27 protein-coding genes, 1 tRNA gene and 2 pseudogenes are annotated in these 26,684 nt (G+C 71.2%); 12 read left to right on the top strand and 18 right to left on the bottom strand.

The genetic code is table 11. From position 1 onward, the window contains the following. Positions 1-190: 190 nt before the first annotated feature. The 6 genes from QF034_RS11955 (at position 191) to QF034_RS11930 (ending at position 4,777) form a co-directional block, all read left to right on the top strand. Positions 191-628, top strand: coding sequence for a DUF3052 domain-containing protein (locus QF034_RS11955; RefSeq protein WP_010048512.1), 438 nt, complete (start codon positions 191-193; stop codon positions 626-628). Positions 629-760: 132 nt separating this feature from the next. Further along, the gene (locus QF034_RS11950; protein WP_010048511.1) at positions 761-1,219 is read left to right on the top strand and encodes a peroxiredoxin; all 459 of its coding nucleotides are present in this window, start codon (positions 761-763) and stop codon (positions 1,217-1,219) included. Between the two features lie 147 nt (positions 1,220-1,366). Further along, complete coding sequence (locus QF034_RS11945; RefSeq protein ID WP_307174924.1) at positions 1,367-1,942, top strand: calcium homeostasis/redox stress adaptation protein; 576 nt, start codon at positions 1,367-1,369, stop codon at positions 1,940-1,942. A 121-nt stretch (positions 1,943-2,063) separates the two neighbouring features. Then, positions 2,064-2,639: a TerD family protein gene (locus QF034_RS11940; protein ID WP_306967201.1), complete on the top strand. Its 576-nt coding sequence runs from the start codon at positions 2,064-2,066 to the stop codon at positions 2,637-2,639. Between the two features lie 125 nt (positions 2,640-2,764). Then, on the top strand, positions 2,765-3,910 hold the full coding sequence (locus tag QF034_RS11935) for a DUF475 domain-containing protein (RefSeq protein WP_307174923.1): 1,146 nt from the start codon (positions 2,765-2,767) through the stop codon (positions 3,908-3,910). A gap of 129 nt (positions 3,911-4,039) precedes the next feature. Continuing rightward, a complete protein-coding gene (locus tag QF034_RS11930; protein ID WP_307174922.1) occupies positions 4,040-4,777 on the top strand; it encodes a TerD family protein in 738 nt (245 codons plus the stop codon). A gap of 42 nt (positions 4,778-4,819) precedes the next feature. Here QF034_RS11930 and QF034_RS11925 read toward each other — a convergent pair whose 3' ends face one another. Further along, entirely contained in the window at positions 4,820-5,743 is a 924-nt protein-coding gene (locus QF034_RS11925; RefSeq protein WP_307174921.1) for a TerD family protein, read from the bottom strand. A gap of 228 nt (positions 5,744-5,971) precedes the next feature. Here QF034_RS11925 and QF034_RS11920 point away from each other — a divergent pair, with 228 nt between their 5' ends. The 3 genes from QF034_RS11920 to QF034_RS11910 all read left to right on the top strand — a co-directional run bounded on the left by QF034_RS11920 (position 5,972) and on the right by QF034_RS11910 (position 10,620). Continuing rightward, positions 5,972-7,138, top strand: a complete 1,167-nt coding sequence (locus QF034_RS11920; RefSeq protein ID WP_307174920.1) for an HpcH/HpaI aldolase/citrate lyase family protein — start codon at positions 5,972-5,974, stop codon at positions 7,136-7,138. 63 nt (positions 7,139-7,201) lie between these two features. Then, positions 7,202-9,811 (top strand): phosphoribosyltransferase, encoded by a 2,610-nt coding sequence (locus QF034_RS11915; protein WP_307174919.1) that lies wholly within the window; start codon positions 7,202-7,204, stop codon positions 9,809-9,811. Then, entirely contained in the window at positions 9,811-10,620 is an 810-nt protein-coding gene (locus QF034_RS11910; protein ID WP_307174918.1) for an HAD family hydrolase, read from the top strand. The genes QF034_RS11915 and QF034_RS11910 overlap by 1 nt, the downstream gene beginning before the upstream one ends. Here QF034_RS11910 and QF034_RS11905 read toward each other — a convergent pair. From QF034_RS11905 to QF034_RS11890, 4 genes are all read right to left on the bottom strand, one after another. Continuing rightward, positions 10,541-11,332 (bottom strand): DedA family protein, encoded by a 792-nt coding sequence (locus QF034_RS11905; RefSeq protein ID WP_307174917.1) that lies wholly within the window; start codon positions 11,330-11,332, stop codon positions 10,541-10,543. The genes QF034_RS11910 and QF034_RS11905 overlap by 80 nt on opposite strands. 78 nt (positions 11,333-11,410) lie before the next feature. Beyond that, positions 11,411-11,635: an FmdB family zinc ribbon protein gene (locus QF034_RS11900; protein WP_307174916.1), complete on the bottom strand. Its 225-nt coding sequence runs from the start codon at positions 11,633-11,635 to the stop codon at positions 11,411-11,413. 39 nt (positions 11,636-11,674) lie between these two features. Further along, on the bottom strand, positions 11,675-13,075 hold the full coding sequence (locus QF034_RS11895) for a hypothetical protein (protein WP_307174914.1): 1,401 nt from the start codon (positions 13,073-13,075) through the stop codon (positions 11,675-11,677). A 74-nt stretch (positions 13,076-13,149) separates the two neighbouring features. Continuing rightward, the gene (locus QF034_RS11890; protein ID WP_307174913.1) at positions 13,150-14,004 is read right to left on the bottom strand and encodes a DUF4097 family beta strand repeat-containing protein; all 855 of its coding nucleotides are present in this window, start codon (positions 14,002-14,004) and stop codon (positions 13,150-13,152) included. A 199-nt stretch (positions 14,005-14,203) separates the two neighbouring features. Between QF034_RS11890 and QF034_RS11885 the strand changes: the two genes are divergently transcribed. After that, positions 14,204-14,275: transfer RNA gene (locus QF034_RS11885), tRNA-Val, on the top strand. An 81-nt stretch (positions 14,276-14,356) separates the two neighbouring features. Here QF034_RS11885 and tgmC read toward each other — a convergent pair. From tgmC to QF034_RS11845, 8 genes and pseudogenes are all read right to left on the bottom strand, one after another. After that, on the bottom strand, positions 14,357-15,475 hold the full coding sequence (gene tgmC / locus QF034_RS11880; RefSeq protein WP_307174912.1) for an ATP-grasp peptide maturase system methyltransferase: 1,119 nt from the start codon (positions 15,473-15,475) through the stop codon (positions 14,357-14,359). Next, a pseudogene (locus QF034_RS11875) lies at positions 15,472-15,714 on the bottom strand (ATP-grasp ribosomal peptide maturase); the annotation flags it as partial. The pseudogene QF034_RS11875 and the gene tgmC, both read right to left, overlap by 4 nt. Positions 15,715-15,804: 90 nt before the next feature. Then, complete coding sequence (locus QF034_RS11870) at positions 15,805-16,008, bottom strand: hypothetical protein (protein WP_307180117.1); 204 nt, start codon at positions 16,006-16,008, stop codon at positions 15,805-15,807. A 194-nt stretch (positions 16,009-16,202) separates the two neighbouring features. After that, positions 16,203-16,280 (bottom strand): annotated as a pseudogene (locus QF034_RS11865) (hypothetical protein); the annotation flags it as partial. Between the two features lie 159 nt (positions 16,281-16,439). Continuing rightward, positions 16,440-17,081, bottom strand: a complete 642-nt coding sequence (locus tag QF034_RS11860) for an HAD family hydrolase (RefSeq protein WP_307174911.1) — start codon at positions 17,079-17,081, stop codon at positions 16,440-16,442. Positions 17,082-17,305: 224 nt separating this feature from the next. Beyond that, positions 17,306-17,938, bottom strand: coding sequence for a hypothetical protein (locus tag QF034_RS11855; RefSeq protein WP_307174910.1), 633 nt, complete (start codon positions 17,936-17,938; stop codon positions 17,306-17,308). 258 nt (positions 17,939-18,196) lie between these two features. Next, positions 18,197-18,550 carry a DUF8825 domain-containing protein gene (locus tag QF034_RS11850; RefSeq protein WP_307174909.1) on the bottom strand — a complete coding sequence of 118 codons (354 nt, stop codon included), beginning with the start codon at positions 18,548-18,550 and terminating at the stop codon, positions 18,197-18,199. A gap of 66 nt (positions 18,551-18,616) precedes the next feature. Then, the gene (locus QF034_RS11845; RefSeq protein ID WP_307174908.1) at positions 18,617-19,519 is read right to left on the bottom strand and encodes a ketopantoate reductase family protein; all 903 of its coding nucleotides are present in this window, start codon (positions 19,517-19,519) and stop codon (positions 18,617-18,619) included. Positions 19,520-19,621: 102 nt separating this feature from the next. Here QF034_RS11845 and QF034_RS11840 point away from each other — a divergent pair, with 102 nt between their 5' ends. Continuing rightward, on the top strand, positions 19,622-19,852 hold the full coding sequence (locus tag QF034_RS11840) for a DUF2277 domain-containing protein (protein ID WP_307174907.1): 231 nt from the start codon (positions 19,622-19,624) through the stop codon (positions 19,850-19,852). 20 nt (positions 19,853-19,872) lie between these two features. On the opposite strand, the gene QF034_RS11835 is transcribed toward QF034_RS11840, so the two are convergent. The 5 genes from QF034_RS11835 to QF034_RS11815 all read right to left on the bottom strand — a co-directional run bounded on the left by QF034_RS11835 (position 19,873) and on the right by QF034_RS11815 (position 25,677). Next, positions 19,873-20,469: a DedA family protein gene (locus QF034_RS11835; protein WP_307174906.1), complete on the bottom strand. Its 597-nt coding sequence runs from the start codon at positions 20,467-20,469 to the stop codon at positions 19,873-19,875. Between the two features lie 216 nt (positions 20,470-20,685). After that, on the bottom strand, positions 20,686-21,138 hold the full coding sequence (locus QF034_RS11830; protein ID WP_307174905.1) for a DoxX family protein: 453 nt from the start codon (positions 21,136-21,138) through the stop codon (positions 20,686-20,688). Positions 21,139-21,218: 80 nt separating this feature from the next. Further along, positions 21,219-23,132: an FAD/NAD(P)-binding protein gene (locus QF034_RS11825; RefSeq protein ID WP_307174904.1), complete on the bottom strand. Its 1,914-nt coding sequence runs from the start codon at positions 23,130-23,132 to the stop codon at positions 21,219-21,221. Between the two features lie 182 nt (positions 23,133-23,314). Then, a complete protein-coding gene (locus tag QF034_RS11820; protein WP_307174903.1) occupies positions 23,315-24,952 on the bottom strand; it encodes an alkaline phosphatase D family protein in 1,638 nt (545 codons plus the stop codon). Positions 24,953-25,032: 80 nt separating this feature from the next. After that, positions 25,033-25,677, bottom strand: a complete 645-nt coding sequence (locus tag QF034_RS11815) for an HNH endonuclease family protein (protein WP_307174902.1) — start codon at positions 25,675-25,677, stop codon at positions 25,033-25,035. Between the two features lie 399 nt (positions 25,678-26,076). On the opposite strand from QF034_RS11815, the gene QF034_RS11810 reads away from it, so the two are divergent. Beyond that, positions 26,077-26,658: a TMEM165/GDT1 family protein gene (locus QF034_RS11810; protein WP_307174901.1), complete on the top strand. Its 582-nt coding sequence runs from the start codon at positions 26,077-26,079 to the stop codon at positions 26,656-26,658. Positions 26,659-26,684: the final 26 nt, after the last annotated feature.

The raw sequence follows: 26,684 nt of genomic DNA, 5'->3' as shown, positions 1-26,684 counted from the left end.
GTGCCTGGAGTTGCGGTGACACCGCCAGGATCGTCACCGTTTCGGCGGTCTGAACGGCCGGGTACTTGCGCGATCCGCCCCGCCCGTGTGGACTACGGCCAATGCTTCGCGCACGCGCGTGGCTGAGATTCCCCCGAGCTCACAGGAGCAGGGGGTACCGACATCCCAAGAAATGATCAGGAGGCAACCCGTGAGCGCGACCGCGGACCACGCGGAGGAGCGGACGAACCCTGCCGCCAGGCTGGGGTTCCAGCCCGGGCAGGTGGTCCAGGAGATCGGCTACGACGACGACGTGGACCAGGAACTCCGCGAGGCCATTGAAGGCATCGTCGAGGGCGACCTGGTGGACGAGGACTACGACGACGTGGCCGACGCCGTTGTGCTGTGGTTCCGTGACGACGACGGCGACCTGACGGATGCGCTGGTCGATGCCACCACGTACATCGAAGAGGGCGGCGCGATCCTGCTCCTCACGCCGAAGACCGGCCGTTCGGGCTATGTGGAGCCGAGCGACATCTCGGAAGCCGCCACCACGGCGGGTCTGACGGCGTCCAAGAGCGTCAGCGTCGGCAAGGACTGGAGCGGCAGCCGGCTGGCGACGCCCAAAGCCGCCAAGTCGAAGCGTTAGCCGTACGGCACGTCCACACGTCAGCCGTACGGACGGGGCGGGCCGGCATCGTCGGCCCGCCCACCGGTCTGCGCCGGTCCCTGCGTAGGGTGGGGCCCATTCGACAAGCCCCACGAAGGGACACCCACAGCGATGGCGATCCAGGTCGGCGAGAAGGCCCCCGACTTCGAGCTCAAGGACAACCACGGCGCGAGCGTGAAGCTGTCCGACTTCCGCGGTCGGAAGAACGTGGTGCTCCTCTTCTACCCCTTCGCCTTCACCGGCGTGTGCACGGGCGAGCTGTGCGAGCTGCGGGACAACCTGCCGCAGTTCTCCGACCGCGACACCCAACTGCTCGCCGTCTCCAACGACTCCATCCACACCCTGCGCGTCTTCGCCGAGCAGGAGGGCCTGGAGTACCCGCTGCTGTCGGACTTCTGGCCGCACGGCAACGTCTCGCGCGCCTACGGCGTCTTCGACGAGGACAAGGGCTGCGCCGTGCGCGGCACCTTCGTCATCGACAAGGAGGGCGTCGTGCGCTGGACGGTCGTCAACGGCCTGCCGGACGCGCGCGACCTGAACGACTACGTGAAGGCGCTCGACACCCTGTGACGCCGGTCGGGCGTCATGCGCTCGACACCCGCTGATTTGTCGGCTTCAGGGCCTGCGTGGGGCGGGAACCCGTCACTAGGATCGACTCGTTGATCCGACATCCGAGCACAACGGGGCATCCCGCCCCCGGACACCAATGGAGGACTCGTGGGAGTCAGCCTCAGCAAGGGCGGCAACGTATCGCTGACCAAGGAGGCGCCGGGCCTGACCGCGGTCATCGTCGGTCTGGGGTGGGACGTCCGCACCACGACCGGCACCGACTTCGACCTGGACGCCAGCGCGCTGCTGCTGAACAACTCCGGCAAGGTCGCCAGCGACGCGCACTTCGTCTTCTTCAACAACCTCAAGAGCCCCGACGGCTCCGTCGAGCACACCGGCGACAACCTCACCGGTGAGGGCGAGGGAGACGACGAGCAGATCAAGGTCAACCTCGCCACGGTGCCGGCCGACGTCGAGAAGATCGTCTTCCCGGTCTCGATCTACGACGCCGAGACCCGCCAGCAGTCGTTCGGCCAGGTGCGCAACGCGTTCATCCGCGTCGTGAACCAGGCCGGCGGCACCGAGATCGCCCGCTACGACCTGAGCGAGGACGCCTCCACCGAGACCGCCATGGTCTTCGGTGAGCTCTACCGGCACGGCGCGGAGTGGAAGTTCCGCGCCATCGGCCAGGGCTACGCCTCGGGCCTGCGCGGCATCGCGCAGGACTTCGGCGTGAACGTCTGAGCCATCCGAAGGGCCCTGACGACAGGGCCCCCAGGTCTTCCTGTCCGGCGCCGCACGGTTTACGTGCGGCGCCGGACGTGCAGGACCACCTGAGAAACACCACCCGGGGAGGGACAGCATCATGGGCGTCACGCTCGCCAAAGGGGGCAACGTCTCCCTGTCCAAGGCCGCACCGAACCTCACTCAGGTGATGATCGGGCTCGGCTGGGACGCGCGCTCCACCACCGGAGCCCCGTTCGACCTCGACGCCAGCGCGCTGCTGTGCAGCGGCGGGCGCGTGCTCGGGGACGAGTGGTTCGTGTTCTACAACCAGCTCAAGAGCCCGGACGGTTCCGTGGAGCACACCGGTGACAACCTCACCGGCGAGGGCGACGGCGACGACGAGTCGCTCCTGATCGACCTCTCCAAGGTGCCGCCCCAGTGCGACAAGATCGTCTTTCCTGTCTCCATCCACATGGCCGACGAGCGGAACCAGACCTTCGGCCAGGTCAGCAATGCCTTCATCCGCGTGGTGAACCAGGCGGACGGCCAGGAACTCGCCCGCTACGACCTCAGCGAGGACGCCTCCACGGAGACCGCGATGATCTTCGGCGAGGTCTATCGCTACCAGGGCGAATGGAAGTTCAGGGCCGTCGGGCAGGGGTACGCGTCGGGGCTGCGGGGCATCGCACTGGACTTCGGGGTCAACGTCACGTAACGCGATATGAGCAAAATCCGGGGCCCGGTGGGGTGCGAAGGGGGGACGACTAGACTTCGGCTTCAAAAGTTCGTAAAGCCGGGTACGGCGCGGGGGAGCCCCGTACACACACGATTGGGTAGCCAGTGGTTCTGAAAACCTTCGGGTGGTCGTTCGCGGTCACCGCGCTCGGCCTGGTCGCGGCGGTCCTGTTCGGCGGGTGGACCGCGCTCGGCATCGTCGCGATCCTCTCCGTCCTCGAGATCTCGCTGTCCTTCGACAACGCGGTGGTCAACGCCGGGATCCTGAAGAAGATGAATGCCTTCTGGCAGAAGATCTTCCTCACGGTCGGCATTCTGATCGCCGTCTTCGGTATGCGTCTGGTCTTCCCCGTCGTGATCGTCGCCATCAGCGCCCAGCTGGGCCCGATCAAGGCCGTCGAACTCGCCCTGAACGACAAGGACCGCTACCAGCAGCTGGTGACCGACGCTCACCCGTCGATCGCCGCCTTCGGTGGCATGTTCCTGCTGATGATCTTCCTGGACTTCATCTTCGAGGACCGGGACATCAAGTGGCTCGGGTGGCTGGAGCGCCCGCTGGCCAAGCTCGGCAAGGTCGACATGCTGTCGGTGTGCATCGCGCTGATCGTCCTGCTGATCTCGGCGATGACCGTCGCCACCCACGCCCACCAGCACGGCGGCACCCACGTCGACAAGGCGGAGACCGTCCTGCTCGCCGGTATCGCCGGTCTGATCACCTACATGATCGTCGGCGGTCTCTCCGGCTACTTCGAGGACAAGCTCGAAGAGGAGGAGGAACGCGAGCACGAGGCGGAGGAAGAGGCCGAGCGCACCGGCAAGCCCCGCTCGGCGGTCCAGCTGGCCGGCAAGGCCGCCTTCTTCATGTTCCTCTACCTCGAGGTCCTGGACGCGTCCTTCTCCTTCGACGGCGTCATCGGCGCCTTCGCCATCACCAACGACATCGTCCTGATGGCCCTCGGCCTCGGCATCGGCGCCATGTACGTCCGGTCGCTGACCGTCTACCTGGTCCGCCAGGGCACCCTCGACGACTACGTCTACCTGGAGCACGGCGCGCACTACGCGATCGGCGCCCTCGCCGTGCTCCTGCTCGTCACCATCCAGTACCAGATCAACGAGATCATCACCGGCCTCATCGGCGTCGTCCTGATCGCCGCCTCCTTCTGGTCCTCCGTGCGCCGCAACAAGGCGATCGCCGCGGCCGAGGGAAAAGCCGGCTCGGACGAGAAGACTGAGGTCTCGTCCGGGGTGTGACACCCCTCCGGGCGAGGAACGCTCTGTGCGGGGCGGCCACCGAGGCGACTCCTCGGGGCCGCCCCGTCGGTCGTCAAGGGCCGTGGGTACGGCGAGGACCCGCGGTCACCAAGGGAACGTGGGGGCGGAATGGGCCTGTTCGACGGACTCCGGCGTGGGCGCGATGTGCAGTTCGACTCGGGGCACGCGGCAACCAACGCGATCGAACTGACCAAGCGGCGCGCGCAGATATCACTCACCAAACAGGACGCGGCCACCGGCCATCTCCGGGTCAACCTGAGCTGGCGGATGCGCACCTCCGACATCGGCGGCCCGCAGCGCGAGAGCCTGCTGCGGCACCCCTTCAGGGCCCTGAAACCGCCGGAGGTCATCGGCCACAGCCAGAGCGTGGTCAACGTCGACCTCGACCTGGGCTGTCTGTACGAACTCCAGGACGGCAGCAAGGGCGTCGTCCAGCCCCTCGGGGGCTACTTCGGTGAGGTCAACGCTCCGCCGTACGTCAAGCTCAGCGGCGACGACCGCTTCGGCTCCGCGTCCGGCGAGACGATGTACATCAACCTCGACCACCGTGACGACATCAAGCGGCTCCTGGTCTTCGTCTACATCTACGACCAGACACCCGCCTTCGACCGCGCCCAGGCCATCGTCACGCTCTACCCGAGCAACGGCCCCCGCATCGAGATCCACCTCGACGAACGCCAGCCGCAGGCCCGCTCCTGCGCCGTCGTCATGATCGAAAAGGTCAAGAACGAGATCATCGTGCGCCGCGAGGTGAAGTTCGTCTACGGGTTCCAGGCCGAGCTGGACCGGTTGTACGGGTGGGGGCTCCAGTGGGGGCGGGGCTACAAGACGAAGGTCGAGCGCTAGACGGGCACCCCCTGGGCGGACACCCCCGAGGGCTGCTCCTGCCTAGCGTCCGATGAACTGCGGGCCCTGCGGGGGCAGGCGGAAGTCCGGGTCGGGGGCCGCGGCCGCGACCGGCTCCGGGTAGCCGTAGCCGGACTGCGCGCCCGTGACGCCCGCGGTCGCCGGTGCCTGGGGGTAGCCGTACGCGGGCTGGCTGGTGGGCTGCGGGTAGCCGTACGCCGGCTGGGTCGCAGGGGGCTGCTGGGGCGGCGGATAGCCGTACCCGGGCTGCGCGGGCACCACGGTCGGCTGCTCCGGCGGCAGCGGCCGGGACACCTCGGGGGAGGGCTGGGCGGCGGCCGGGGGCTGCTGGGTCGTGGCGGAGGTCGTGGACGGTGCCGGGTCGGCGGTCGCCGGCTGCCCGGCCGACTCCTCCATCGCCTCGGACTCGTCCACCGAGATGCCGTAGTCGGTCGCGAGCCCCTGAAGCCCGTTCGAATAGCCCTCGCCCAGCGCCCGGAACTTCCAGCCCTCACCGCGCCGGTACAGCTCGCCGCAGATCAGCGCGGTCTCCTGGCCCGTCTCCGGCTTGACGTCGAAGTACGCCAGAGCCTCCGCGCCGGTGCCCGCCGCGTCGTACAGCAGAATGCGCAGCGCCCGTACGCGGTCGAACGTGACGCCGTCCGCCGAAGCGACCAGCAGAATCCGGCTGACTCCCGACTCGACACCGGCGAGATCTGTCTGGATCGTGTCGGTCAGGTCCTCGGCGACCCGCTTCTTGCCGAGCCGCCACACCTTCCCGGAGGGGTGCCGGGGCTGGTTGTAGAAAACAAAGTCCTCGTCGGAGCGCACGTGACCGTCGGGGCCGAGGAGCAGCGCGGAGGCGTCGACGTCCGGAACCCCCTGCCCGGGTGTCCAGCGCAGCACGGCGCGCACCGTGGTGGCTTCCAGTGGGACGTTCGACCCCTTCAGCATCGCGTGCGTCATGCGGTCATCCTGCCTTCTCGGTCCTGCTCACGACAACGCGGGGCCCGAGGTGCCCGAGCGGCGCCGACGGCCCCCACGGACTACCGTCGTCATGGCCGGGCCCGGCTGTGCTTGCCCGCGTTACCTGAAATTCATGCCTGACGGGAACCTCTGCCATGGACTTCTACGTACTATTACCGGCCACCTTTCGACGATTCGCAGGTCGCACAACCACCACGGGGGAGTTCTATGCGGCATTTCGGGCACATCGCCCCTGAGGTGCGGAAGCGTCTCTTCTACCGCGAGCCGGGTACGTTCACCGGGGATTCACCGGCCCGGCTGCTCTCGGCCGCCCTCGGCGCCACGCTCTACAGCCCGGCCACCCGGACCCGCCTCGCCGACGACATCCTCAAGCAGGCCGGTCGCGGCGTGGTCTCCATGGTCCTGTGCCTGGAGGACTCGATCGACGACGCGGAGGTCGGCCCGGGCGAGGAGAACCTCGTCCGCCAGCTCACGGCCCTCGCCGACCGCCCGGGCGCGGACCTGCCGCTGCTTTTCATCCGGGTCCGCGTCCCCGAGCAGATCCCCGACCTGGTACGACGCCTCGGGCCCGCCGCCCGGCTGCTGTCCGGATTCGTCCTGCCGAAGTTCACCGAGGAACGCGGCATCCCCTTCCTGGAGGCACTGGCGAGCGCCGAGGCCGAAGGAGGCCGGCGGCTTTTCGCCATGCCGGTACTGGAGTCGCCGGAGCTGCTCTACCGCGAGTCGCGCGTGGCGACCCTGGAGGGCATCTCCCGGGCGGTCGACAAGTACCGCGACCGCGTCCTCGCCCTGCGCCTCGGCGTGACGGACTTCTGCTCCTCCTACGGGCTGCGCAGAGGCCCCGACATGACGGCCTACGACGTGCAGATCGTCGCCTCGGTGATCGCCGACGTGGTGAACATGCTGGGCCGCGCCGACGGGACCGGCTTCACCGTGACCGGGCCGGTGTGGGAGTACTTCCGGGTCCAGGAGCGCATGTTCAAGCCGCTGCTGCGGCAGAGCCCCTTCCTTGAGGTGCAGGCCGCGGAGCTGCGCGAGAAGCTGATTGAGCACGCCATGGACGGCCTGCTCAGGGAGATCTCCCTGGACCAGGCCAACGGGCTGCTGGGCAAGACCTGCATCCACCCCTCGCACGTGCTGCCCGTGCACGCCCTGTCGGTCGTCAGCCACGAGGAGTTCTCGGACGCCCAGGACATCCTGCGCCCCGAGCGCGGCGGCGGGGGTGTGCTGAGGTCGGCGTACACGAACAAGATGAACGAGGTGAAGCCGCATCGGGCCTGGGCCGAGCGGACCCTGCTGCGTGCCGAGGTTTTCGGCGTGGCGAACGAGGACATCGGCTTCGTGGAGCTGCTCGCGGCCGGCCTGCTCGACTGAACGCACGGCATCCGAGGACCGCAGGCTCGCCGGGGAGACCGGCGACTTCGACGCAGGGAATTCATGGAGAAGGCAGTGAACGAGGGGGTGCACGACCAGGTGCGCGACGGCGACGACGGCGGCTACGGCGGTGGGCGGGCCGGGACGGCCGGCGGTGCCGAGGGTGTCTGGTCGGGCAGCTGGGTCGCCGAGCGGCTCGGCGTCGAGCTCGTCGGTGACGACCGGCTGACCGACCTGCTGGGACTGGCCCTGCGCCGCAACCCCAAGCGGGCCCACCTGCTGGTGTCGAACGTGCTCGGCAAGCACGTCCCGCAGTCACCGTCCGTGGTCTACGGCTACGGCTACGAGCTGGGCCGCCGCGTGCGGGCACTGCTGGGCGCCGAGGAGGCGCGGCGCGCGGTCGTCCTCGGCTACGCGGAGACCGCGACCGGCCTCGGCCACTCCGTCGCCGACGGTCTGGGCCTCGCCCCCTACCTGCACTCCACCCGCCGTCCCGTCGCCGGTCTCGCCCCGGCCGGCGGCTTCGAGGAGTCCCACTCGCACGCGACCTCGCACCTGCTGCTGCCGGAGGATCCCGCGCTGCTCAGCGGCGACGGGCCGCTGGTCCTGGTCGACGACGAGTTCTCCACGGGGAACACGGTGCTGAACACCGTCCGGGATCTTCATGCGCGGTATCCGCGGCGGCGGTATGTCGTGGTGGCGCTGGTGGACATGCGGTCGGCGGCCGACGCGGGGCGCCTCGCGGAATTCGCCGAGGAGATCGGCGCGCGGGTGGATCTCGTGGCGGCGGCTTCGGGGACCGTGCGGCTGCCCGAGGGGGTGCTGGAGAAGGGGCAGGAGCTGGTGGCGCGGTTCGAGTCAGAGAGTGCCGCGACGGGTGGTCGGTCGTCTGCGGCAGCGTCGTGGCCGGTCGCGCGGGGAACTGCGCGAACAGCCCCCACCGGCCCGCCCCCGGATGACAACCGCGCCCACCCCCACGTCACCCGCATAGACCTGCGCTGGCCCGCCGGCCTCCCCGACGGCGGGCGGCACGGCTTCACCCCCGCGCACCGCGCCCGGCTGGAGGCCGCCCTGCCCGGCATGGCCGCCCGGCTCGCCGAGGCCCTGCCCGCCGATGCCCGCCGCGTGCTCGTCCTCGGGTTCGAGGAGCTGATGTACGCCCCGCTCCAGCTCGCGCGAGAGCTGGAGCAGAGCACCGACGTCGAGGTCCGCTACTCGACCACCACCCGCTCGCCCGTCCTCGCCGTCGACGACCCCGGCTACGCGATACGCACCCGCCTGGTCTTCCCGGCCCATGACGACCCCGCCGACGGCCCCGGCGAGCGGTACGCCTACAACGTCGCGGGCGCCGGCTTCGACGCCGTCGTCGCCGTCGTCGACTCGGCTGCGGACACCCCCGCGCTGCACGCTCCCGACGGTCTCCTCGCCCGGCTCGCCGCACACACGCCGCAGGTCCTCCTCGCCGTCGTGCCGTCGTACGCCCCAGAGCCCCCGCACGCCCCCGAAAGGCCCTCCATGCTGCCCGAGCCCCTCCGCGGCCCCGCCTTCTCCTCGTACGCGCCCGAGGAGGTCGGCTGGCTGCTCCAGGACCTCTCGGACGTGACGCTGGAGGCGCCGACCGAGGAGCGCGAGGAGGCCATCCAGAGCGGCGGCGCGCACTACGCCGAGTCGCTGCCCGTGGAGTACCAGCCGAGCGAGCGGTACCAGGAGCTGTTCCACGCCGCGCTGGAGGACTCGGCGGCCCGCATCGCCCAGGCGGTCGGCGTGGTCACCGAGACCGTCCTGGCCGAGCGGTCGCCCCGCCCGGTCCTGGTCTCCCTGGCCCGCGCGGGCACCCCGATCGGCATCCTCATGCGCCGCTGGGCCCAGCACCGGCACGGCCTCGACCTGCCGCACTACGCCGTGTCGATCGTCCGCGGCCGCGGCATCGACGCCAACGCGCTGCGCTGGCTCGCCGAGCACCACGACCCCCGGGACGTCGTCTTCGTCGACGGCTGGACCGGCAAGGGCGCCATCACCCGCGAACTGGCCCAGGCCCTGGAGGAGTTCGAGCAGTCCGACGGCATCACCGGCTTCAGCCCCGAGATCGCCGTCCTGGCCGACCCGGGCGCCTGCGTACGGACCTACGGCACCCGCGAGGACTTCCTCATCCCCTCCGCCTGCCTCAACTCGACCGTGTCCGGCCTGATCTCGCGGACCGTGCTCCGGGCGGACCTGGTCGGACCGCACGACTACCACGGCGCCAAGTTCTACCGCGAACTCGCCGGCACCGACGTCTCGGTGACCTTCCTGGACGCCGTCTCCGCCCGCTTCCCCGAGGTCGCGGACGCCGCCTGCGCCCAGGCCAAGGAACTGCTCGCCGCCGACCGCTCGCCCACCTGGGAGGGCTGGGCCGCCGTCGAGCGCATCAGCGAGGAGTACGGCATCCACGACGTGAACCTGGTCAAGCCCGGCGTCGGCGAGACCACCCGGGTGATGCTGCGCCGCGTGCCCTGGAAGGTCCTGGCACGCGCCGGCGCGGGCAGCGACCTGGACCACGTACGCCTGCTGGCCGGGCAACGCGGCGTGCCCGTCGAGGAGGTGGCCGACCTGCCCTACACCTGCGTCGGCCTGATCCACCCCCAGTACACCCGGGGCGCGACCGGCGCCGACGGCAAGGCGGTGACGGTCTGATGCCCGCACTCGTCGCGAGCGACCTCGACCGCACCCTGATCTACTCCTCCGCGGCTCTAGCGCTGACCATGCCGGACGCGCGGGCGCCCCGGCTGCTGTGCGTGGAGGTGCACGAGAGCAGACCGCTGTCGTACATGACGGAGACGGCGGCCCAGCTCCTCACCGACCTGGGCGACGCGGCCGTGTTCGTGCCGACGACGACCCGCACGCGCAAGCAGTACCTGCGCATCAACCTGCCGGGCCCCGCGCCCACCTACGCGATCTGCGCGAACGGCGGCCACATCCTGGTGGACGGCGTGTCCGACCCCGACTGGCACGCACAGGTGACCGCGCGGCTGGCCGAACAGTGCGCGCCCCTGGCCGAGGTGCAGGAACACCTGCTCAGGGCCGCCGACCCGGTCTGGGTGCGCAAGCACCGCGTCGCCGACGACCTCTTCGCCTACCTCGTCGTCGAGCGTGAACTGCTGAACGAGGACTGGGTGAAGGAACTCGCGGTCTGGGCGGAGAACCGCGGCTGGACCGTGTCCCTCCAGGGCCGCAAGATCTACGCCGTGCCGAAACCGCTCACCAAGAGCGCGGCGATGCGCGAGGTCGCCCGCCGGACCGGCGCCGATCTCACCCTCGCCGCCGGCGACTCCCTGCTCGACGCCGACCTGCTCCTCGCGGCCGACCAGGGCTGGCGCCCGGGCCATGGGGAGCTGGCCGACACGGGCTGGACGGCTCCCGCGATCAGGGCGCTTCCCGAGCGGGGCGTCCTTGCGGGGGAGCGGATCCTGCGGGAGTTTCTGGGGGCAGTGCGGGGCGCCTGAGAGCTCGGGTGACCTGGTCGTCGTGCGGGTGCGGCGTCGCGGTGGCTTGTCGCGCCCCGCGGCGGAGCCGCACATCGTCACAGCCCCGCGCCCCCTTGGGGCGTCGCAGCAGCCGTACTCCGATGAACGCCGCCACCGCCACGGCCGCCACCGCCAGGACCACCTTCGAGTAGGTGGAGACGATGTCCGTCACCTGGTGCCAGTTCGCGCCGAGCAGGTAGCCCGCGAGGACGAACGCCGTGTTCCAGATCGCGCTGCCCAGGGTGGTCAGTCCCAGGAACACCGGCAGGCGCATGCGTTCCACGCCCGCCGGTACGGAGATCAGGCTGCGGAAGATCGGGATCATCCGGCCGAAGAACACCGCCTTGGTGCCGTGCCGCAGGAACCACGCCTCCGTCCGCTCGATGTCGGAGACCTTCACCAACGGCAGCCGGGCCGCCATCGCCACCGTCCGGTCACGGCCGAGCAGCGCGCCGATGCCGTACAGCGCGAGGGCGCCGATCACCGAGCCGGCCGTCGTCCACAGCAGGACCGCGAGCAGACCCATCCGGCCGCTGCTCGCGGCGAAGCCGGCGAGCGGCAGGATGACCTCGCTGGGCAGCGGCGGGAACAGGTTCTCCAAGGCGATGGCGAGACCGGCACCCGGGGCGCCCAGCGCGTCCATCAGGTCGTTGACCCACTGCGGCCCGGTGTCCGCTGCGATGGCTGTCATGCCGGCCACGCTAGGAAACCGAAGCTGAAGAACTCCTGAGGAAGCCTGAGAAAGCCTGAGGAAGCCTGACGAGTGGCGTCAGCCGCAGCAGCCGCCTCCGCAGCAGCCTCCACCGCCACCGCCGCCCGAGCGGGGTGCCGGTGCCGGGGCTGAGGCCGAGCCGCCCACCGCGACGGTGGACAGGAGCTTCACCGTGTCGTCGTGACCCGAGGGGCATGCCGCGGGGTCGGAGGACTGAGCCATGGGACGGCTGAGTTCGAAGGTGTCGCCGCAGGTCCGGCAGCGGTACTCGTAGCGAGGCATGCGCACAGATTAACCGGCACGGTCAGGTGACCGGCACGGTCAATGGCCGGCACCGCGTTCCTCACGGATCTCGGAGACCACGTGGGCCACCGTCCGGCGGACCGCTTCCGTCTCCGTGAGGAAGTGCCAGTAGTCGGGGTGGCGGCCGTCGAGGGTGGCGATGGCGCGTTCCAGGCGGGACACCGCGTCGTCCAGCGGGCGGGCGTGGCGCGGGTCGGGAGTGTTGCGGCCGGCCATGGCCAGGCGCTGGGCGTCGCGGATGGCGAAGCGGGTGCGCTCGATCTCCTGCTGGGGGTCCTTCTGCACGGCGTTCAGGCGGTGCAGGCGGTCGCCGGCGGCCGAGACGGCCTCGTCGGTGGTGTTCAGCAGGGCTCGTACGGTCGACAGCAGGGCCGTGGCATCGGCCCAGCGCTGTTCGTCGCGGGCGGACTGGGCCTCGGTCAGTTTCGTCTCGGCCTGGCGCACGTTCTCGGCGGCGACACCGGGAACGCGCTGCAGGTCCTGCCAACAGGCCACGGTGAAGCGGCGGCGCAGTTCGCTCAGGATCGGTTCGACCTGCTCGGAGCGGGTGGTGAGGGCCTGGGCGCGCGTGCGCAGGGAGACCAGCCGGTGATCGATCTCGGCGGCGCGCTCCGGCAGCCGCTCGGCCTCCACGCGGACCGCTTCGGCCCCGCGGGTGACTGTCTCGGCCCGCTCCAGGGTCTGCGGTACGCCGTGCTGCCCCGCGCCCTGGTTCAGCTTGGTGAGCTCGGGAGAGAGGGCGGCGAGACGAGCGGCGAGGTCGTCGGCCTTCAGTCCTGTCGCCCGTACGGAGTCGAGGGCGTTGGAGGCGGCGAGCAGGGCCTGGCGGGCGCGTTCGACGGCCGGGGCGAGGCGGGCCAGCTGGGTCTCGGCCTTGCCGAGCAGCGGGCCGAGGCCCTCGGTGAACCGGTCCAGCTCCTGCTTGACCCGGCCGAGCTCCTCCTTGGCGGCGGTCAGCTCGGTGCGGGCGCGGGAGGCGGCCGAGGCCTCCAGGTCGTCGCGGTCGAGGTCGTGGGCGTCGACGGCGTCGATGTACTGGCGGCTGGCCTCGTCGATGCGCCGGCCGAGCGCGTCGAAGTCGGCGACGGCGTGCCGGGCGGCGGGGGAGTTGTCGACGGCGGTGATCGTCTCGATCGAGATGCGCAGGTCGCGCTGCGCGGTGTCGAGTTCGTAGAAGGCGGCTGCGGCGGCGTCCTTCGCGGCCTGTGCCTCGGCCCGCTGGCTCTCGGCACGACCGCCGAACCAGCGCCGGGTGCCGCCGCCCGCGAAGGCCGCGGGCAGCGCCAGCGCGGCCAGCAGGGGCAGTCCCATCAGGGTGAGCGTGTCACGGACCGGGCCGGGGGGACGGGGGAAGCGGCGGCGCGGGCGGTGTGCGCGCGGCAGCGACGGCGAGTACGGCTGCGCTGGAGTCGCCGTCACATCCCTCTCCCGTGCTGTGGTCACCCTGCCCGGTTGTCATTCTCCCACCGGTTAAGGACGAACACACGGGCCGGTTAGTTCGCCGTTCGGACCGTCACTTTGCCGTCGCCGGTGTGCGCGGCCACCACATGGGAGCTGCTCTCGTCGCGGGGGACGGACACATCCACGCCGCCGTCACCGGTCTCGGTGGTCACGCGGTAGGTGGCCTCGGGCAGCGCGATGGTCACGGAACCGTCGCCGCTGCGGGACTCCACGCGGTCCGGGACGGCGCCGAGTTCCAGGCGGACGGAGCCGTCACCGGTGTGGGTGCGGACGTCACGCGAGGAGACGTGCGCCCGGATGGATCCGTCGCCCGTGCGCACCTGAAGGGGGCCGGTGGTGTCGGTGACGCGGACGGAACCGTCACCGGTGCGGATGTTCAGGGGGCCGGTGGCGTCGGTGACGCGGACCGAGCCGTCGCGGGTGCGGATGTTCAGGGGGTCCCGGAAGCCGTGGGCGCGCACGCTGCCGTCGTCGTCCTGGACCTTCACGGTGACGCCCCGCGCTACCTCGATGCGGTGCTTGGCCGAGCAGTCGACGACGAAGCCGGAGCACTTCAGCCGCAGCACCAGCCGGTCGTCCCGCATGGACCAGGTGGCCCTGGGCTCCTTGCCGACGACGACCGAGCCCTGGAACCACCGGGTGACTTCGATCTTGCCCGCCGGGTTCTCGTCGGCGGCGACGATCTCGAGGGCCGAGTCGTCGGAGTCGACGGTGAGCGTGCGGCTCTGGAGGTCGAAGGACCGGTGGTCGGGGTCGGTGTCGTCCCCCGCGGACGCGCCGCAGGCGCTGAGACCGGCGACGAGCACCACGACGGCACCGGCGACGGCGCCCGCGCGGGCAGAGACGGTCCGGGTGGTGCCGGTGGTGCTGCGAGTGGTGCGGGCCATGACGTTCTCCCCCTGGACGGACGACGAGCGCTTTCGAGCGCTCTACGACCGTATGGATCCAGGGCCCGCCGGGGGATCCGGACGGCTCCCGGAACGACAGTGGGGTTAACCCCCGGGTCCACTCACGGAACGGGTTTGCGGGACCGCGCCCCGGGCAATGTAGGCTGTCGACTCGTCCTGGGCGCGCGGCCCGGGAGCCGGGTGCGTAGCTCAGGGGTAGAGCGCCTGCCTTACAAGCAGGATGTCGGCGGTTCGAAACCGTCCGCGCCCACGGTACTGAGTAGCAGGTCAGAGGCCTCTCAGGAAACTTCCTGAGGGGCCTCTCCTGTGATCGAACGGGACCGGCCTCTGATCACCAACTGATGGTCTGTCCCTCCGGTGTGACGGTGACGGTGAACTCCTCCAGCGTCGGTGCGCCGGCCGCGCACCAGCGGCCGAACTGCTCCTCCACGTGGTCCCACAGCGCCTCCGGACCGTCCTGCCGGACAACCCACCGGCCACCGTCCTGATACACCGCAGCCCACGAGCCGGTCTCGACGTCGACGAGGACGTCCTCGCTGCGTCCGTTCCTCTGGATCGTCAGCCGTTGGGCGCCCGGTACGGCGAGCTGCGCGACGAACCGAGAGGTCCAGTTGTTCAGCACGTCGGCCCCGGTGCCGGTCTCACGTTCCTTGCCCTCGTCCAGGTCGGGGAGCAGGCCGAGCGGCGGCGGCTGATGCGGCCGCGCGAGCATGAAGGACACGGCCCCGCCCAGAAGCGGCCCGGACGCCGTACCGTCCTTGTGGACCGTCAGGCGCGCGAGCTCCGAGGAGCCGAGCCATCCGCAGATCGTCGCCAGGATCAGGCCGCCGGTCCGGGTCTGCTCGACCCATGCGGGAGGTACCGCACGCACGCCGCATGTCGCGATGACCCTGTCGTACGGCGCCCCCGCGCAGTGGCCGACGAGCCCGTCGCCGGTGACGAGGTCGGGGTACGTCCCGAGGTGGCCAAGGGCTGCCCGCGCCCGCGACGCTACGCGCGAGTCGTACTCGATCGAGGTGACGTTCCCTGCGCCGAGCCGCGCGCAGAGCACAGCGGTCGAGTAGCCGGTGCCGGTCCCGATCTCCAGGACCCTGTGCCCGTCCTCGACCTGGAGGTCCTCCAGCATGCGCAGCACGAGCGACGGCAGCGTGCTGGAGCTGGTCGGCTCGCGCAGGATCCGGCCGCGGATGTCCTCCGGGACGATCGTTGCGGCGATCTGGGTCACCAGCGACTCGTCCGCGTAGCAGCCCTCCAGCCAGCCCGCGTCACCTTCCCGTACGGACTCCCACCCGGTGAAGTCCGTGCCGACCGCCCGCCGGAAGAAGCCGCCACGCAGGAACTCGTGCCGGGGGACGGCCGCGGCGGCGCGCTTCCACGGCTCGGTGCGCAGGCTGCCGTTCGCCGTCATCCTGTCGAGGAGCTGCTGGTGGAGCTGTGCTTGATCGGTCACGTCTTCCTCTCCAAGAGGTCTGCCAGGGCTGCGCACATGGGCAGACCCGTTTCGGTTTCCAGCCAGTACCACTGGCCGGAGGGGTTGCACTCCAGGAACCACCATCGGCCGTCCTCGCCCACGCAGAAGTCGAAAGCTCCGAAGACCAGGCGGAAGCGGTTCATGTAGCGGTGGAGCGCCGGCCGAATGCCGGGCGGGGGTTCGACGGGGGTGTAGGTCAGCCGGCTGTAGTCGGTGCGCCGCGCGGGCAGCGAAGAACGTCTCGGTTCGGACGTAGGCGGCGGTGGCCTGGGCGATGCGGTCCTCGGTCTGGCCGGCGGCCCAGCGCATCAGTTCCACCAGGCGGGCCGAGAGGTCACGCGCGCCGAACTTGTAGGCCACTGCGTGGCTGAGCGGGCGGTAGTGGCGAGGAGGTGGGCCGCGTGCAGCTGCTCGGCGCCGGTGGTGTGGTGGAGCGCAGCGAGGGAGTCGGTGAGGAGCTGCGGGGCGTGCTCGGCGATCCGGGCGTACTGCGCGTCGAGGCGCCACTGCACCAGCCGATAGCCTCGCCGAGTTCGGGGAGAGGGCGAGGTCTGGTGTCGGTGGGGATGTCGTAGGCGCCGATCGCTGCGGAAATCCCGGGGAGGGCTGCGCGGACGCGGCTGTCGGTGCGGGTGCTGCCGGTAACGATGTGGCTCGGGTCGACGCTGAGCGCGGCGGCGATCGAGTCGAGGGTGTCGTCGCTCGGCGAGCGGGCGCCGCGTTCGATGGCCTTCACGGTGGCGAGGGAGACGAAGGCAGCTCGGGCGAGTTCGGCCTGTGTCATCCGGCGGGCGCGGCGGATCGTTGCGATGCGCTGGCCTACCTCACGCATGCTGGGGCTGGGCATACTGGCTCCGTTCGGTGCGTCCACTCCGAACCGTAGCCGCGACGTTACGCCGCGGGTACTGGCTTGGCCCGCCCGGCTTCGGCTGTGCGGGCCAAGTCACCGGTCTACGATCGCGGCCAGCTCCATAAGGCTGTCGATCCGCCAGTCCGCCCTCGCCACGACGCTCGGGTCGTCTGCCCATAGATGCCCCCACGGACCGCGCCGAAGGTGCGCGGTACGCAGCCCGGCCGCCGCCGCAGGTGCCACGTCGTTGGCGGGATGGTCTCCGACGTACACCGTCTCAGCGGGCGCCGCGTCGGCTACCTCGATCACCCGCCGGAAGAACTCCCCAGAGGGCTTAGCCACGCCCCACTCTCCAGATGTCACCACCAAATCGGCGGGCAGGTCGAGAGCCCGCAGGAGTTCACCCGCGCGGGCGGTTTGGTTTCCGGCGATGACGACCCGTGCGCCGAGCCGCCGCAGCTCTGACAGTGCCGGGCGGACGTCTGCGTACAAGTCGCTTTCGTCGAGGTGTTCGCCACGGCCGGCGGCTTCGCGGGCCTGGTACTCGGCGGCAATGTCGATGCCTGGCCGGGCGAGGTGCAGCGCGTCGGCGTTGTCGCGGCCCTGGGCCACGACCGCGCCGACGAGCGCGGACAGGGTGTGCCGAGGGACGTCGAGCCAGTCGGCCCAGGACGCCCAGTACCGGTCATCGCGGGTGATGGTTTCGCCGACGTCGAAGATCACAGCGCGAATCATGGGGGCAGGGTATCCGGGCTTGAGGAGAGGGCCCGTTCTGCCCGAAGGTCCCCACCGGCTGATCGACCACGGCACGCCTCGCTCGGGGAGCAGTTGAGGTCCGGGCTGCCGTACCGGGCCCTCGCCGGGTGGACCACCCAGCCGCCACCGCCGACGGGACCGCGGCGACGGCGCCGATCATGCTGGCCAGTGGCGCGAGCCAAGGCCGGTCAGCGGGAGACAGGTCAGCAGCCTTCCTCGAACTTCACCGCTGTGAGCGTCACAGGCTGGCCGTCCAGCTTTGTGCCGGCGGCGGGCTCCTGGCTGCACACCTGCCAGTTCGACTCCATGAGGACCATGCGGTCCTGGCCGGAGGCATCGTTGACGGCGATGCTCGTCGAAGCGTCGAGGCCCTGGCGGGCGACCTTGACGGCCTTGCCCTTGAAGTCGGGCATCGTGCCACCGGCCGCCTCAGGGGCGGCGCCTTCGTCCTTGCCCGGGCAGTCCTCTTCGAGCTTGACCGTGGCGAAGTCGACCTTGGTGTCGGTGGAGTGCTCGCCGGCCTTGGGGGTCTGGGAGCACACCTTCCAGTTCCGGTCGAAAGCCTGCATGCGTGCGCGGCCGAGGGCGTCGTGCGAGGTGAGGCTGTAGAACCCTGCCTCTTGGGCCTGGTCCTGCGCGGACTGGAGGCCCTTGCCGGTCATGTTGGGCAGTGAGGCGGTCTCGGCCTTCGTGGTGTCGTTGCTGGTGTCGGCCTTGTCGTTGCTGCCCTGGCTGGGCTTGGAGTTGTTGCCGCCGCTCGTGTCGGTGCCCTCGCAGGCGGTGAGTGTGAGCAGGGCGGCCGCGATGAGTGCGGCTGTGGTAGTGCGCTTGATCATGGTGTCCCCCATGCGTGGTGCAGGTGCTGAGGGAGCATCATGCGCCTTGTGAAGGGGGTGTGGATGCAGAGCGATGTTCCTGTGACACGAATGGGTGTGTTGCGTCCGTTTCCAGGCATGCGGTTCCGCGGCCCGTGGTGAGGCATGATCGCCGGGAAGTTCGAAACCGTCCGCGCCCACCGGATCTTTCCGCCATCGGATCGTCAAAAGCGCCCCGGGCCCACATCGGCCCGGGGCGCTTCTTCAGTTGTCCAGCCGCTACGAGGCTCCGTCCCTCTCCTCCGGCGGAGCCTCGTGCGCGTGTTTCAGTTCCGAGCGGGCCGCCACCCGCTCGGGGCCGGAGAGTTCGGACCAGTAGCGGTGCGTGCTGATGAACACCGCGAGTTCGTGTTCCCGCCGCCGGAGCTTCTCCACCTCGGCCTGTTCGTCGGCGGTCCAGCCGGGGGAGGCGGGGCGCTCCACCTTGCGCCAGCCGTTGTCGTCGCTGAAGCCGTCCAGTGGTTCGACCGACCAGGGGAGCCGCTTCAGCAGGGCCGACAGTTCGGCCCGGACCTGATGGAGTTCCTCCTGACCGGCGAGGAGGTCACTCGGAAAGTCATAGGTCGTTGCCACGGCCCAATGATACGCCTGTTCGAATTAGCCAGGCGAGTTTCTTCCCGTGGTTCACGCGGCGTGCCGCTACGGATGTGCCCCGGCGGACAGCTCGCCCACCACCCGGGCCGTCACCGGAGCCGGTACGCCGTGCCGCTCGGCCGCGCGGAGCAACGCGCCGCCGATGGCGTCCAGTTCGAGCGGCCGGCCCGCCTCGGCGTCGCGCTGCATCGAGGACTTCATCGGTGGCGGGAAGGCGTCGTAGCGAGCGAGGGCCCGCGCCGGGTGCGCCGGGCCGCCGCACGCGCGGCTGATCGCGGCCGTCTCCTCGACCAGTGCCGTCAGTTCGTCGCGGTGACGGGTGCGGACGTCTCCGAGAGGGACGCCGTGGCGGGTGGTCAGCAGGGCCATGGGGGCCAGGAACGACATCTTCGCCCACAGGGTCGCCGTCTCGTCGTCCTGGACCCGGGTGGCCGGGCCGGCGGCGGTGAGGGTCTCGGCGAGGGTGTCCAGGCGCGCCCGGGGCACCGCCGTGCCGGTCAGGTCGATCTCCGCGAAGGGGCTGCCGTGGTCGATGACGCCCGGGGCGACGCGGGTCGACTCGACGCGGATGACGGCGGGGGCGACGCGGTCGGGGCGGTAGCGGGCGCGCAGGGTCGCGGGGTGTTCGACGCCGTTCAGGAACGGCACGAGGAGTCCGTCGGCCAGCGCGGGCGCGGGGACGCGCGCCAGGGCGGCGTCGAGGGCGGTGTGTTTGACGGCCACCAGGCACGCGTCGACGGGTTCGCGCAGGTGCGTGTCCGCCTCGACCCGGGCCGTGAAGTCGCCGAAGTGTGCGCTGCGGACCCGGATGCCGTCCGTGCGCAGGGTACGGGCCGTTTCCTCGCCGGACAGGCAGATCACCCGGTGGCCGGCGCGGGAGAGCAGGGCGGCGAGCAGACCCCCCACGCCGCCGGGGCCCAGGACGGCCACGGTGAGTTCGTTCCCCATGTCGGGTTCCTCTCGTCGGTCGGCCCCACGGTGGTGGCCGCCTCGCGGAGATCATGGCAGTCGGCGCTGTCGTACGGGGGCCGAAAGGGCGAGACTGGGGGCATGTGCCGGAGTATCAAGACCCTGCGTCCGCCCGCCCTGCCCGAAGAGGCCACGGAAGCGGACATTCGGGCTGCCGCGTTGCAGTACGTGCGGAAGGTGTCGGGCTTCCGCGCCCCCGCCGCTCACAACCAGGAGGTGTTCGACCGCGCCGTGGAGGCCGTCGCACAGGCCACGGCCGAGTTGCTGGACGGGCTGGAGATCCGCGGCGCCCAGGCGCAGCGGGCAGGCTAGCGCCCCTGGCCCGCGGAGCCCTACGACACCCCCGGCTCCCTGCGCACCAGGTACGCCGCCCCCGCCCCGGCCCCGAACAGCGCCGCCACCGACACCGCCGTCCCCAGCCAGCTCGCGCCCAGCCAGTGGGCGCCGAAGTAGCCGAGGGCGACGCTGTACACGGCCCAGGTGAGACCCGCCAGGGCCGACCAGGGGAGGAAGTCGCGAGCGCGATGGCGGGCGGCGCCCGCGCCCAGGGAGACGACCGAGCGGCCGGCGGGCGCGAAGCGGGCGAGGACGACGAGGGCGCCGCCACCCCGCGCGAGGGCCGTGCCGAGACGTTCCTGCGCGGTGGTCAGGCGCCGGGAGCGGGAGATCGCCCGGTCCAGCCGGTCGCCGCCGCGCCAGGCGAGGCGGTAGGCGGCCAGGTCACCGAGGACGGAGGCGGTGGCCGCGCAGAGGGTCAGTACCAGGATGTCGGGCACGTCGGCCGCCGTACCCGCGGCCGCCGCCGTCGCCGCCGTGATCACCAGGACGCCGCTGGGCAGCACCGGCAGGAACACGTCGAGCAGGACGGACAGGGTCACCACCGCGTAGATCCATGGGCTGCCGAACAGCGACCCCACATGCTCCAGCACCGCGACTCCCCGTTGGTCCCCCGTGGGCCAGACCGTGCCGCGATGGCGCGGCGGAGCGGCAGGAGTGGCCGATGACAGCCATACAGCGTACGCCTGGGCGTGACGGGCGGTTCACGGGGGTTCGGCACGGAAACCCTGCGCACGCGGCAAGCAGAACGGCGCCTCCCCTCACGCGAGGGGAGGCGCCGCTTCGCTCAGTGCGGTCCGAGCCGCGGCTCAGGCCGCCACCGGCGTCTGGTCCGTGGCCTGCCGGCCCTGCGCCGAGGTGCGCTTGGCGAGCAGCCGGTCCACGCCGAACGCGCCGGAACCCGTGAAGATCAGCAGGAACATCGACCAGCAGTACATGGCCGCGCCCTCGCCGCTGTTCTCGATCGGCCACAGGCCCTGCGGCTGGTGGACCTTGAAGTAGGCGTACGCCATCGCGCCGGAGGCGACGAACGCCGCGACGCGGGTGCCCAGGCCCAGCAGCACCAAAGCGCCGCCGACGAGTTCGATGACGGCCGCGTACCAGCTCGGCCAGGCGCCGGTCGACGCGGTGGCGCCCTTGCCGTCCACACCTCCGAGGACACCGAAGAGTGCGACGGCGCCGTGGCAGGCGAAGAGCAGGCCGATGACGATCCGGAACAGTCCGAGAGCGTACGGCTGCGCGCCATTGAGGCGTGCGGTCATGTGGGGGTCTCCTTCGGTCGGCCGGCCTGGGGAGGGCCGGTCCGGGGACAGAACCGATGAGTAACCCACGTTAGGCGCGCCTAATAGATGGTTGCAAGTTCAACATTTGGCCACTGGTTCACCTGTGGTTGGGGCTCGATTTGCGTCACAGCCGCACGTAGAGCGGCTCTCGCCACCGCGTCCGCGTCCGAAAGTGTGACCGAATCCACCCCCGGGCGAGCCCCCGCCGCCGTCACCCAGTGCACGCCCTCTGTCGGCACACCGAAGGCGAACCGACCGCTGTGCGCCACTCCTTGACGGTCTATCAGATGATAAGGGCGCGGTGTCACATCCAACCCGCCTGTCTCGTAACCGTCGACGGTGTGCGGACGGCACCGCCCGGTCCGCAGCAGCTCCGCAAGGAGTCCGTCGGCTGATTTCCGCAGGTCGGGTTCCGGCAGACGGGCCTCTATGAGGGTTCTCACGCGGACGGCCGAACCCGGCACGTCGGGTGAGTGCGCCGCCCAGGCCCCGTCCGCCTCCGTCACCCTCAGGCGCGGCCCGAGCACCCGCACCACCCCCGCCTCCACCAGGGCCGCCAGCTCCTCGACGCGGCGCCGGGGCGGGCCGATGGACAGGAAGGCGTTGAGCGGGGTGTACCAGCGGTCCAGGTGGTCCCGGCGGGAGGCGCCGGCGAGACCGCCGTGGTCGACGATCAGCCGGAGCTCGTTACGCAGGTCGCGCAGCACGTCGAGAGCCGCCTTCAGCGGGCCGCGCACATTGCCCAGAGCCGCCTGCGCGGCATCCTCGCGCAGATACGACAGCAGCCAGTCACGCCACTCGCCGGGGTGCGCGAAGTCCCGTCCGGCATACGGCCGCGAGATCCGCTCCCAGCTCCAGCGGTCGCCCTCCGCCACGCCGAACTCGCCCAGCAGCACGGCCTCCTGGGGATCTCCGTGCGGTACGGACAGGAAGTGACCGGTGAACTCCTGGCACCGGCGCGCGGAGGCTCCCGCCCGCCGGAGCAGCGCGGTGCAGTACACCGTCTCCACCTCCTTCGCGACCAACGGCCATATCTCCGCCAGGAAGTCGGGCGCCTCCCCGGAGTCGGCGCGCTTGCGGAAACCCGCGATCACGTCCACCGTGAGGACCAGCGGGACGTGCCGGCCGTACGCCCCCTTCGCGTTGTCGCCGCGCGCCTGGTACGGGACGCCGCGCCGGGAACCGGCGTACAGCCGCGGTTCGCGGCCGGAGGGGAGATAGCGCAGGCCCCGGGCGTCCGGTACGAAACGGCCGCCGCGGCCGGTCGTCAGCAGGGCCGTGTGGTCGAAGAAGTTGAGGCCGAGGCCGCGCAGCAGGACCGGCTCGCCGGGCGGTACGCAGGACAGGTCGACGTCGGCCGGGTTGGCGGGCGGGACGTGGCGCAGGCCGTGGTGTGCGGCGTGGGCCGCCAGGCGCCGCTCGGCCGGGTCAGCGGTCGCCGGCAGGTGCCCCTGCGCCAGGACCACGGCGGACAGGCCGGTCAGGGTGCGGCCGTCGTCGAGGGTGAGGGCCTGGTGACCGCCGGGGGTGTCGTCGAGCCGTGTCGCACGGGCGCGGTGGGTCTCGACGCGGACGGTCGCCGGCGCGTCCCGTACGACGCGTGCGAACACCCACTCCAGGTAACGGCCGTACTCCGCCCGGGTCGGGTACTCGTCCGGGCCGAGCGTGCCGCGCGCCCACTCGTGCAGGCTCGGGCCCGGGCGGATCGGGCCCGAGCAGTCCACGCTGTCGTCGGTGAACAGGGTCACCTGGCAGGCCACGGTGTTCATCAGCAGCTCGGGCGACTGGTCGGTACGCCAGACGCGGCCCGGGCCCGGCGGGTCCGGGTCGATCACGTGGACCGTCAGCCGGGCTCCGGGCGGGAGGAGCTCCGGGGCGGAGGCGCAGAGGCGTTCCAGGACGCTGGTTCCGCGCGGGCCGGCACCGACCAGGGCGACGGCGAACAGGGCGGATTCTGCGGTCGGCGCAGGCAAGGGTGGGACTCCCGGGCGTGTGGGGCGCGGTGGGCGGTCCGTCGGTGGGGAAGCGGACGGTCCGCCTCATCATGCCGTCGCCGGGAGCGGGAACCGAGGACCGTGGCGAAGGATTGACCTCGCTGTGGGGCGCGTCACGAGCATCACGGGTCACAGGGCAACAAACGGGCGGAACAGGCTCCTTATCGGGCAAGCTCGGAGTCCAGGAGGGTCGTCAGGCGCGGGCCCTTCCCCTCCCGCGTCCGCGCCTGCTCCAGCCGCAGCCGTGCCGAACGGCCGCGCAGGGTCAGCGTCATGAGCTGGTTGCCGAACCAGGGGCCGCCCGTCTTGCGCCAGCTCACCGGCGGCCGGGGGAGGCGTCCGTGCCGGGCGAGCCCGCGGCCCAGCCCGCGCGCCACCGCGCTCCAGCCGATGCGGAAGCCCATCCGGATCGACGCGGGGACGGAGTTGTGGACGGGCGAGCAGACGAGCTGCACCACCCGGGCGTCCGGGCCCTGCCCGGGCCACGAGGGCTCGGCGACGTAGGCGTGGTGCACGTCCCCGGACAGCACGCACACCGTCGCCGGGGCGTCCCGTCCCGAGCCGGCCTCGGCGATCAGCTCCGCCAGCCCGGCGAACGACTCGGGGAACGCCGACCAGTGCTCCAGGTCCGCGGCCCGCCGCACCTTCTCCCCGAACCGCGCCCAGCGCTCGCCCCGTTCGCCCCGGCACAGCGCCGCGTTCCAGCCCTCGGCGTCGTGCACCAGATGCGGCAGCAGCCAGGGCAGCGAAGTGCCGAGGAGGAGGTGGTCGTACGACCCGGAGCTGTCCAGCACCTGCTCGCGCAGCCAGGCCTCCTCGCCCGGGTCGAGCATCGCGCGGCTGTCTTCGGCGAGGACCCGGGCCGCCCGGCTGTCGATCATGAGCAGGCGGACGCGTCCGAAGTCGCGCCGGTAGCTCCAGCGGGCCGTGGCCGGGTCGGCGTCGGCCCGGGCGGCGAAGGTGCGCAGTACGTCGGTGCCGTCGGGGACCTTGCGGACGCCCTCGTACACCGGGTCGGCCGCCAGCTCCGCCGGGGAGAGGTTCCCCAGGTGCTGGTGGACCCAGTACGACATCAGGCCGCTCAGCAGCCGCTCCCGCCACCAGTCGGTGGCCCGCATGTCGGCGAGCCAGGCGGCGGAGGTGTTCCAGTCGTCGATGACGTCGTGGTCGTCGAAGATCATGAAGCTGGGCACGGTGGACAGCAGCCAGCGGATGCGGGGGTCGAGCCACGACTCGTAGTAGAGGTGCGTGTATTCCTCGTAGTCCGCGACCCCGTTGCCCGGCGGTTCGTCGAGGTCGCGGCGGGCCGCCAGCCAGCGCTGCGTCGTTTCGGAGGTCTCGTCGGCGTACACCTGGTCGCCGAGCAGCAGCAGGACGTCGGGCCGCTCGTCCTCCGGGTCGGCCACGAGGCGGGTGGCCAGCGCGTCCAGGGCGTCCGGGCCCACCGGGTCGTGCCCGCCCGCCGGGGGCGCCGCCCAGCGGCAGGAGCCGAAGGCGACCCGGAGGCCGTCCTCGCCGCCCGGCGCGTGGATCGCCGAGGGCGGGAAGGGGGATTCGGGCAGCGGCCACACGCGGGTGCCGTCGAGGAAGACCTCGTACGTCGTGGCCGTACCGGCGGTGAGCCCGGTCACCGGGATCAGCGCGTAGTGGTGGCCCGCCACCTGGAAGGTCGGGGCCGTGCCGCCGGCGCCGTCGGCGCAGCGCACCGCGGCCGTGCACGGACGGCTCGTCTCGACCCATACGGTCGCGGACGAGCCGTCGGTGTACCTCAGCAGCGGTCCGAGCCGCAGTCCGGCCATCGCCGATCCCCTCTCCGTCGCCCCGTACGGTACGCAGCGACGGAGGTCGGCGGGGAGGTCCCGGCGCGAAATCGCGCGTGTCAGCAGTTCGCGAGGTAGTTCTGGAGCGCGGACTTCTCGGCCGAGTCGACCGAGAGGCCGTAGTAGTACTTCACCTGGACCCAGGCGCGGACGTAGGTGCAGCGGTACGCCGTCCGGGAGGGCATCCAGGTGGCCGGGTCCTGGTCGCCCTTGGCCTGGTTGACGTTGTCGGTGACCGCGATGAGCTGCGGGCGGGTCAGGTCGTTGGCGAAGGACTGGCGGCGGGAGGTCGTCCAGGAGTCGGCGCCGGAGTCCCAGGCCTCGGCCAGCGGGACCAGGTGGTCGATGTCGACGTCGGCGGCGGCGGACCAGGTCGCTCCGTCGTAGGGGGAGTACCAGCTGCCGCTGGTGGCGGCGCAGGAGGAGTCCTGCTGGACGTTCGTGCCGTCGCGCTTGAGGACGACCTCGCGGGTGTTGCAGGCGCCGGACTGGGTGATCCAGTGCGGGAAGAGGTCGCGGTCGTAGCCGGTGCGGTCCTCGGTGGCCACGGTGAGCGAGGCGAGGTAGGAGCGGGCGGTGGCCCCGCTGACGGGGGTGGGCAGGGCGGCGGAGGCGGCCGGGCCGTTGAGCAGCCCGGCCGAGGCTATGAGACCGGTGAGGCCCGCGAGTATGCTGAGCCGTCGACGCGCGTAGAACTTCGGCATGCGAACTCCCTTGTGGGGTGGGGGCGTTGGGCTGCGAGCGAGGGAATGCTCGTCGCGCCGTGTTGCGGGGAGGTGTGCGCCCGGTGAGAAGTTAGTGACGCGTGCATGACATGACAAGCTTTAAGGCGGAACTTTTCGCTCCAGGGGTGTCGCGTACCATGGACGGCGCAGAAGGGGAGTAGCTCTTCGCCGGACCGTCGACATACTGCTCAGCTCGTCTGAGCCGGCGCCCGGAGGCAGGTCCTACTGGTCCGTCCAGGGGCCCCGCCAGCGAGACCTTCGGCAAGCAGTGCACGCCCGTGCCCCACGGCACGGGCGCCGAGTGTGCTGCCGTGCCGAGGTGTCGTGTGTGAGGATCCAGCACTCTCGGTGGGGCAGCCCCGACCGATTGAGGAACCCTTGATCAGCCTGACCGTGACGGCCGTCGTCTTCGGCGTCGTCTTTCTCGCCGAACTGCCGGACAAGACCGCCCTGGCCGGCCTCGTCCTCGGCACCCGTTATCGCGCCTCCTACGTCTTCGCCGGTGTCGCCGCCGCGTTCGCGCTGCATGTCGCGCTCGCGGTCGCGGCCGGCAGTGTGCTGACGCTGCTGCCGCAGCAGCTCGTGCAGGCGCTGACCGGCGTGCTCTTCCTGGGCGGGGCCGCGGTGCTGCTGCTGAAGAAGGGCGAGGACGAGGAAGAGGTCCGCAAGCCGGAGAATCAGTCCTTCTGGAAGGTCTCGGGGGCGGGCTTCATGCTCATCCTGGTCGCCGAGTTCGGTGATCTCACGCAGATCATGACGGCGAACCTGGCCGCCCGCTACGACGACCCGCTCTCCGTCGGCCTGGGCGCGGTGCTCGCGCTGTGGGCGGTGGCCGGGATCGGCATCGTCGGCGGAAAGGCGCTGATGAGGAAGGTGCCGCTGCGGCTGATCACGCAGATCGCGGCGCTGGTGATGCTGGCTCTCGGGGTGTGGAGCCTGTGGGAGGCCGTGGCCGGATGAGCCGGGGTGAGCTGAACGGGGAGTGA

Source organism: Streptomyces africanus, from assembly GCF_030816955.1.
GTDB classification, from domain to species: Bacteria; Actinomycetota; Actinomycetes; order Streptomycetales; family Streptomycetaceae; genus Streptomyces; species Streptomyces africanus.
The sequence above is the reverse complement of the archived record's forward strand: the minus strand, read 5'-3'. Positions and strand labels throughout refer to the sequence as shown.

Coding starts and splice junctions, on each gene's coding strand:
- QF034_RS11950 (WP_010048511.1), top strand. CDS start 761: ATGGCGATCCAGGTCGGCGAGAAGGCCCCCGACTTCGAGCTCAAGGAC.
- QF034_RS11940 (WP_306967201.1), top strand. CDS start 2,064: ATGGGCGTCACGCTCGCCAAAGGGGGCAACGTCTCCCTGTCCAAGGCC.
- QF034_RS11930 (WP_307174922.1), top strand. CDS start 4,040: ATGGGCCTGTTCGACGGACTCCGGCGTGGGCGCGATGTGCAGTTCGAC.
- QF034_RS11925 (WP_307174921.1), bottom strand. CDS start 5,743: ATGACGCACGCGATGCTGAAGGGGTCGAACGTCCCACTGGAAGCCACC.
- QF034_RS11920 (WP_307174920.1), top strand. CDS start 5,972: ATGCGGCATTTCGGGCACATCGCCCCTGAGGTGCGGAAGCGTCTCTTC.
- QF034_RS11915 (WP_307174919.1), top strand. CDS start 7,202: ATGGAGAAGGCAGTGAACGAGGGGGTGCACGACCAGGTGCGCGACGGC.
- QF034_RS11910 (WP_307174918.1), top strand. CDS start 9,811: ATGCCCGCACTCGTCGCGAGCGACCTCGACCGCACCCTGATCTACTCC.
- QF034_RS11905 (WP_307174917.1), bottom strand. CDS start 11,332: ATGACAGCCATCGCAGCGGACACCGGGCCGCAGTGGGTCAACGACCTG.
- QF034_RS11900 (WP_307174916.1), bottom strand. CDS start 11,635: ATGCCTCGCTACGAGTACCGCTGCCGGACCTGCGGCGACACCTTCGAA.
- QF034_RS11890 (WP_307174913.1), bottom strand. CDS start 14,004: ATGGCCCGCACCACTCGCAGCACCACCGGCACCACCCGGACCGTCTCT.
- QF034_RS11860 (WP_307174911.1), bottom strand. CDS start 17,081: ATGATTCGCGCTGTGATCTTCGACGTCGGCGAAACCATCACCCGCGAT.
- QF034_RS11855 (WP_307174910.1), bottom strand. CDS start 17,938: ATGATCAAGCGCACTACCACAGCCGCACTCATCGCGGCCGCCCTGCTC.
- QF034_RS11845 (WP_307174908.1), bottom strand. CDS start 19,519: ATGGGGAACGAACTCACCGTGGCCGTCCTGGGCCCCGGCGGCGTGGGG.
- QF034_RS11840 (WP_307174907.1), top strand. CDS start 19,622: ATGTGCCGGAGTATCAAGACCCTGCGTCCGCCCGCCCTGCCCGAAGAG.
- QF034_RS11830 (WP_307174905.1), bottom strand. CDS start 21,138: ATGACCGCACGCCTCAATGGCGCGCAGCCGTACGCTCTCGGACTGTTC.
- QF034_RS11820 (WP_307174903.1), bottom strand. CDS start 24,952: ATGGCCGGACTGCGGCTCGGACCGCTGCTGAGGTACACCGACGGCTCG.
- QF034_RS11815 (WP_307174902.1), bottom strand. CDS start 25,677: ATGCCGAAGTTCTACGCGCGTCGACGGCTCAGCATACTCGCGGGCCTC.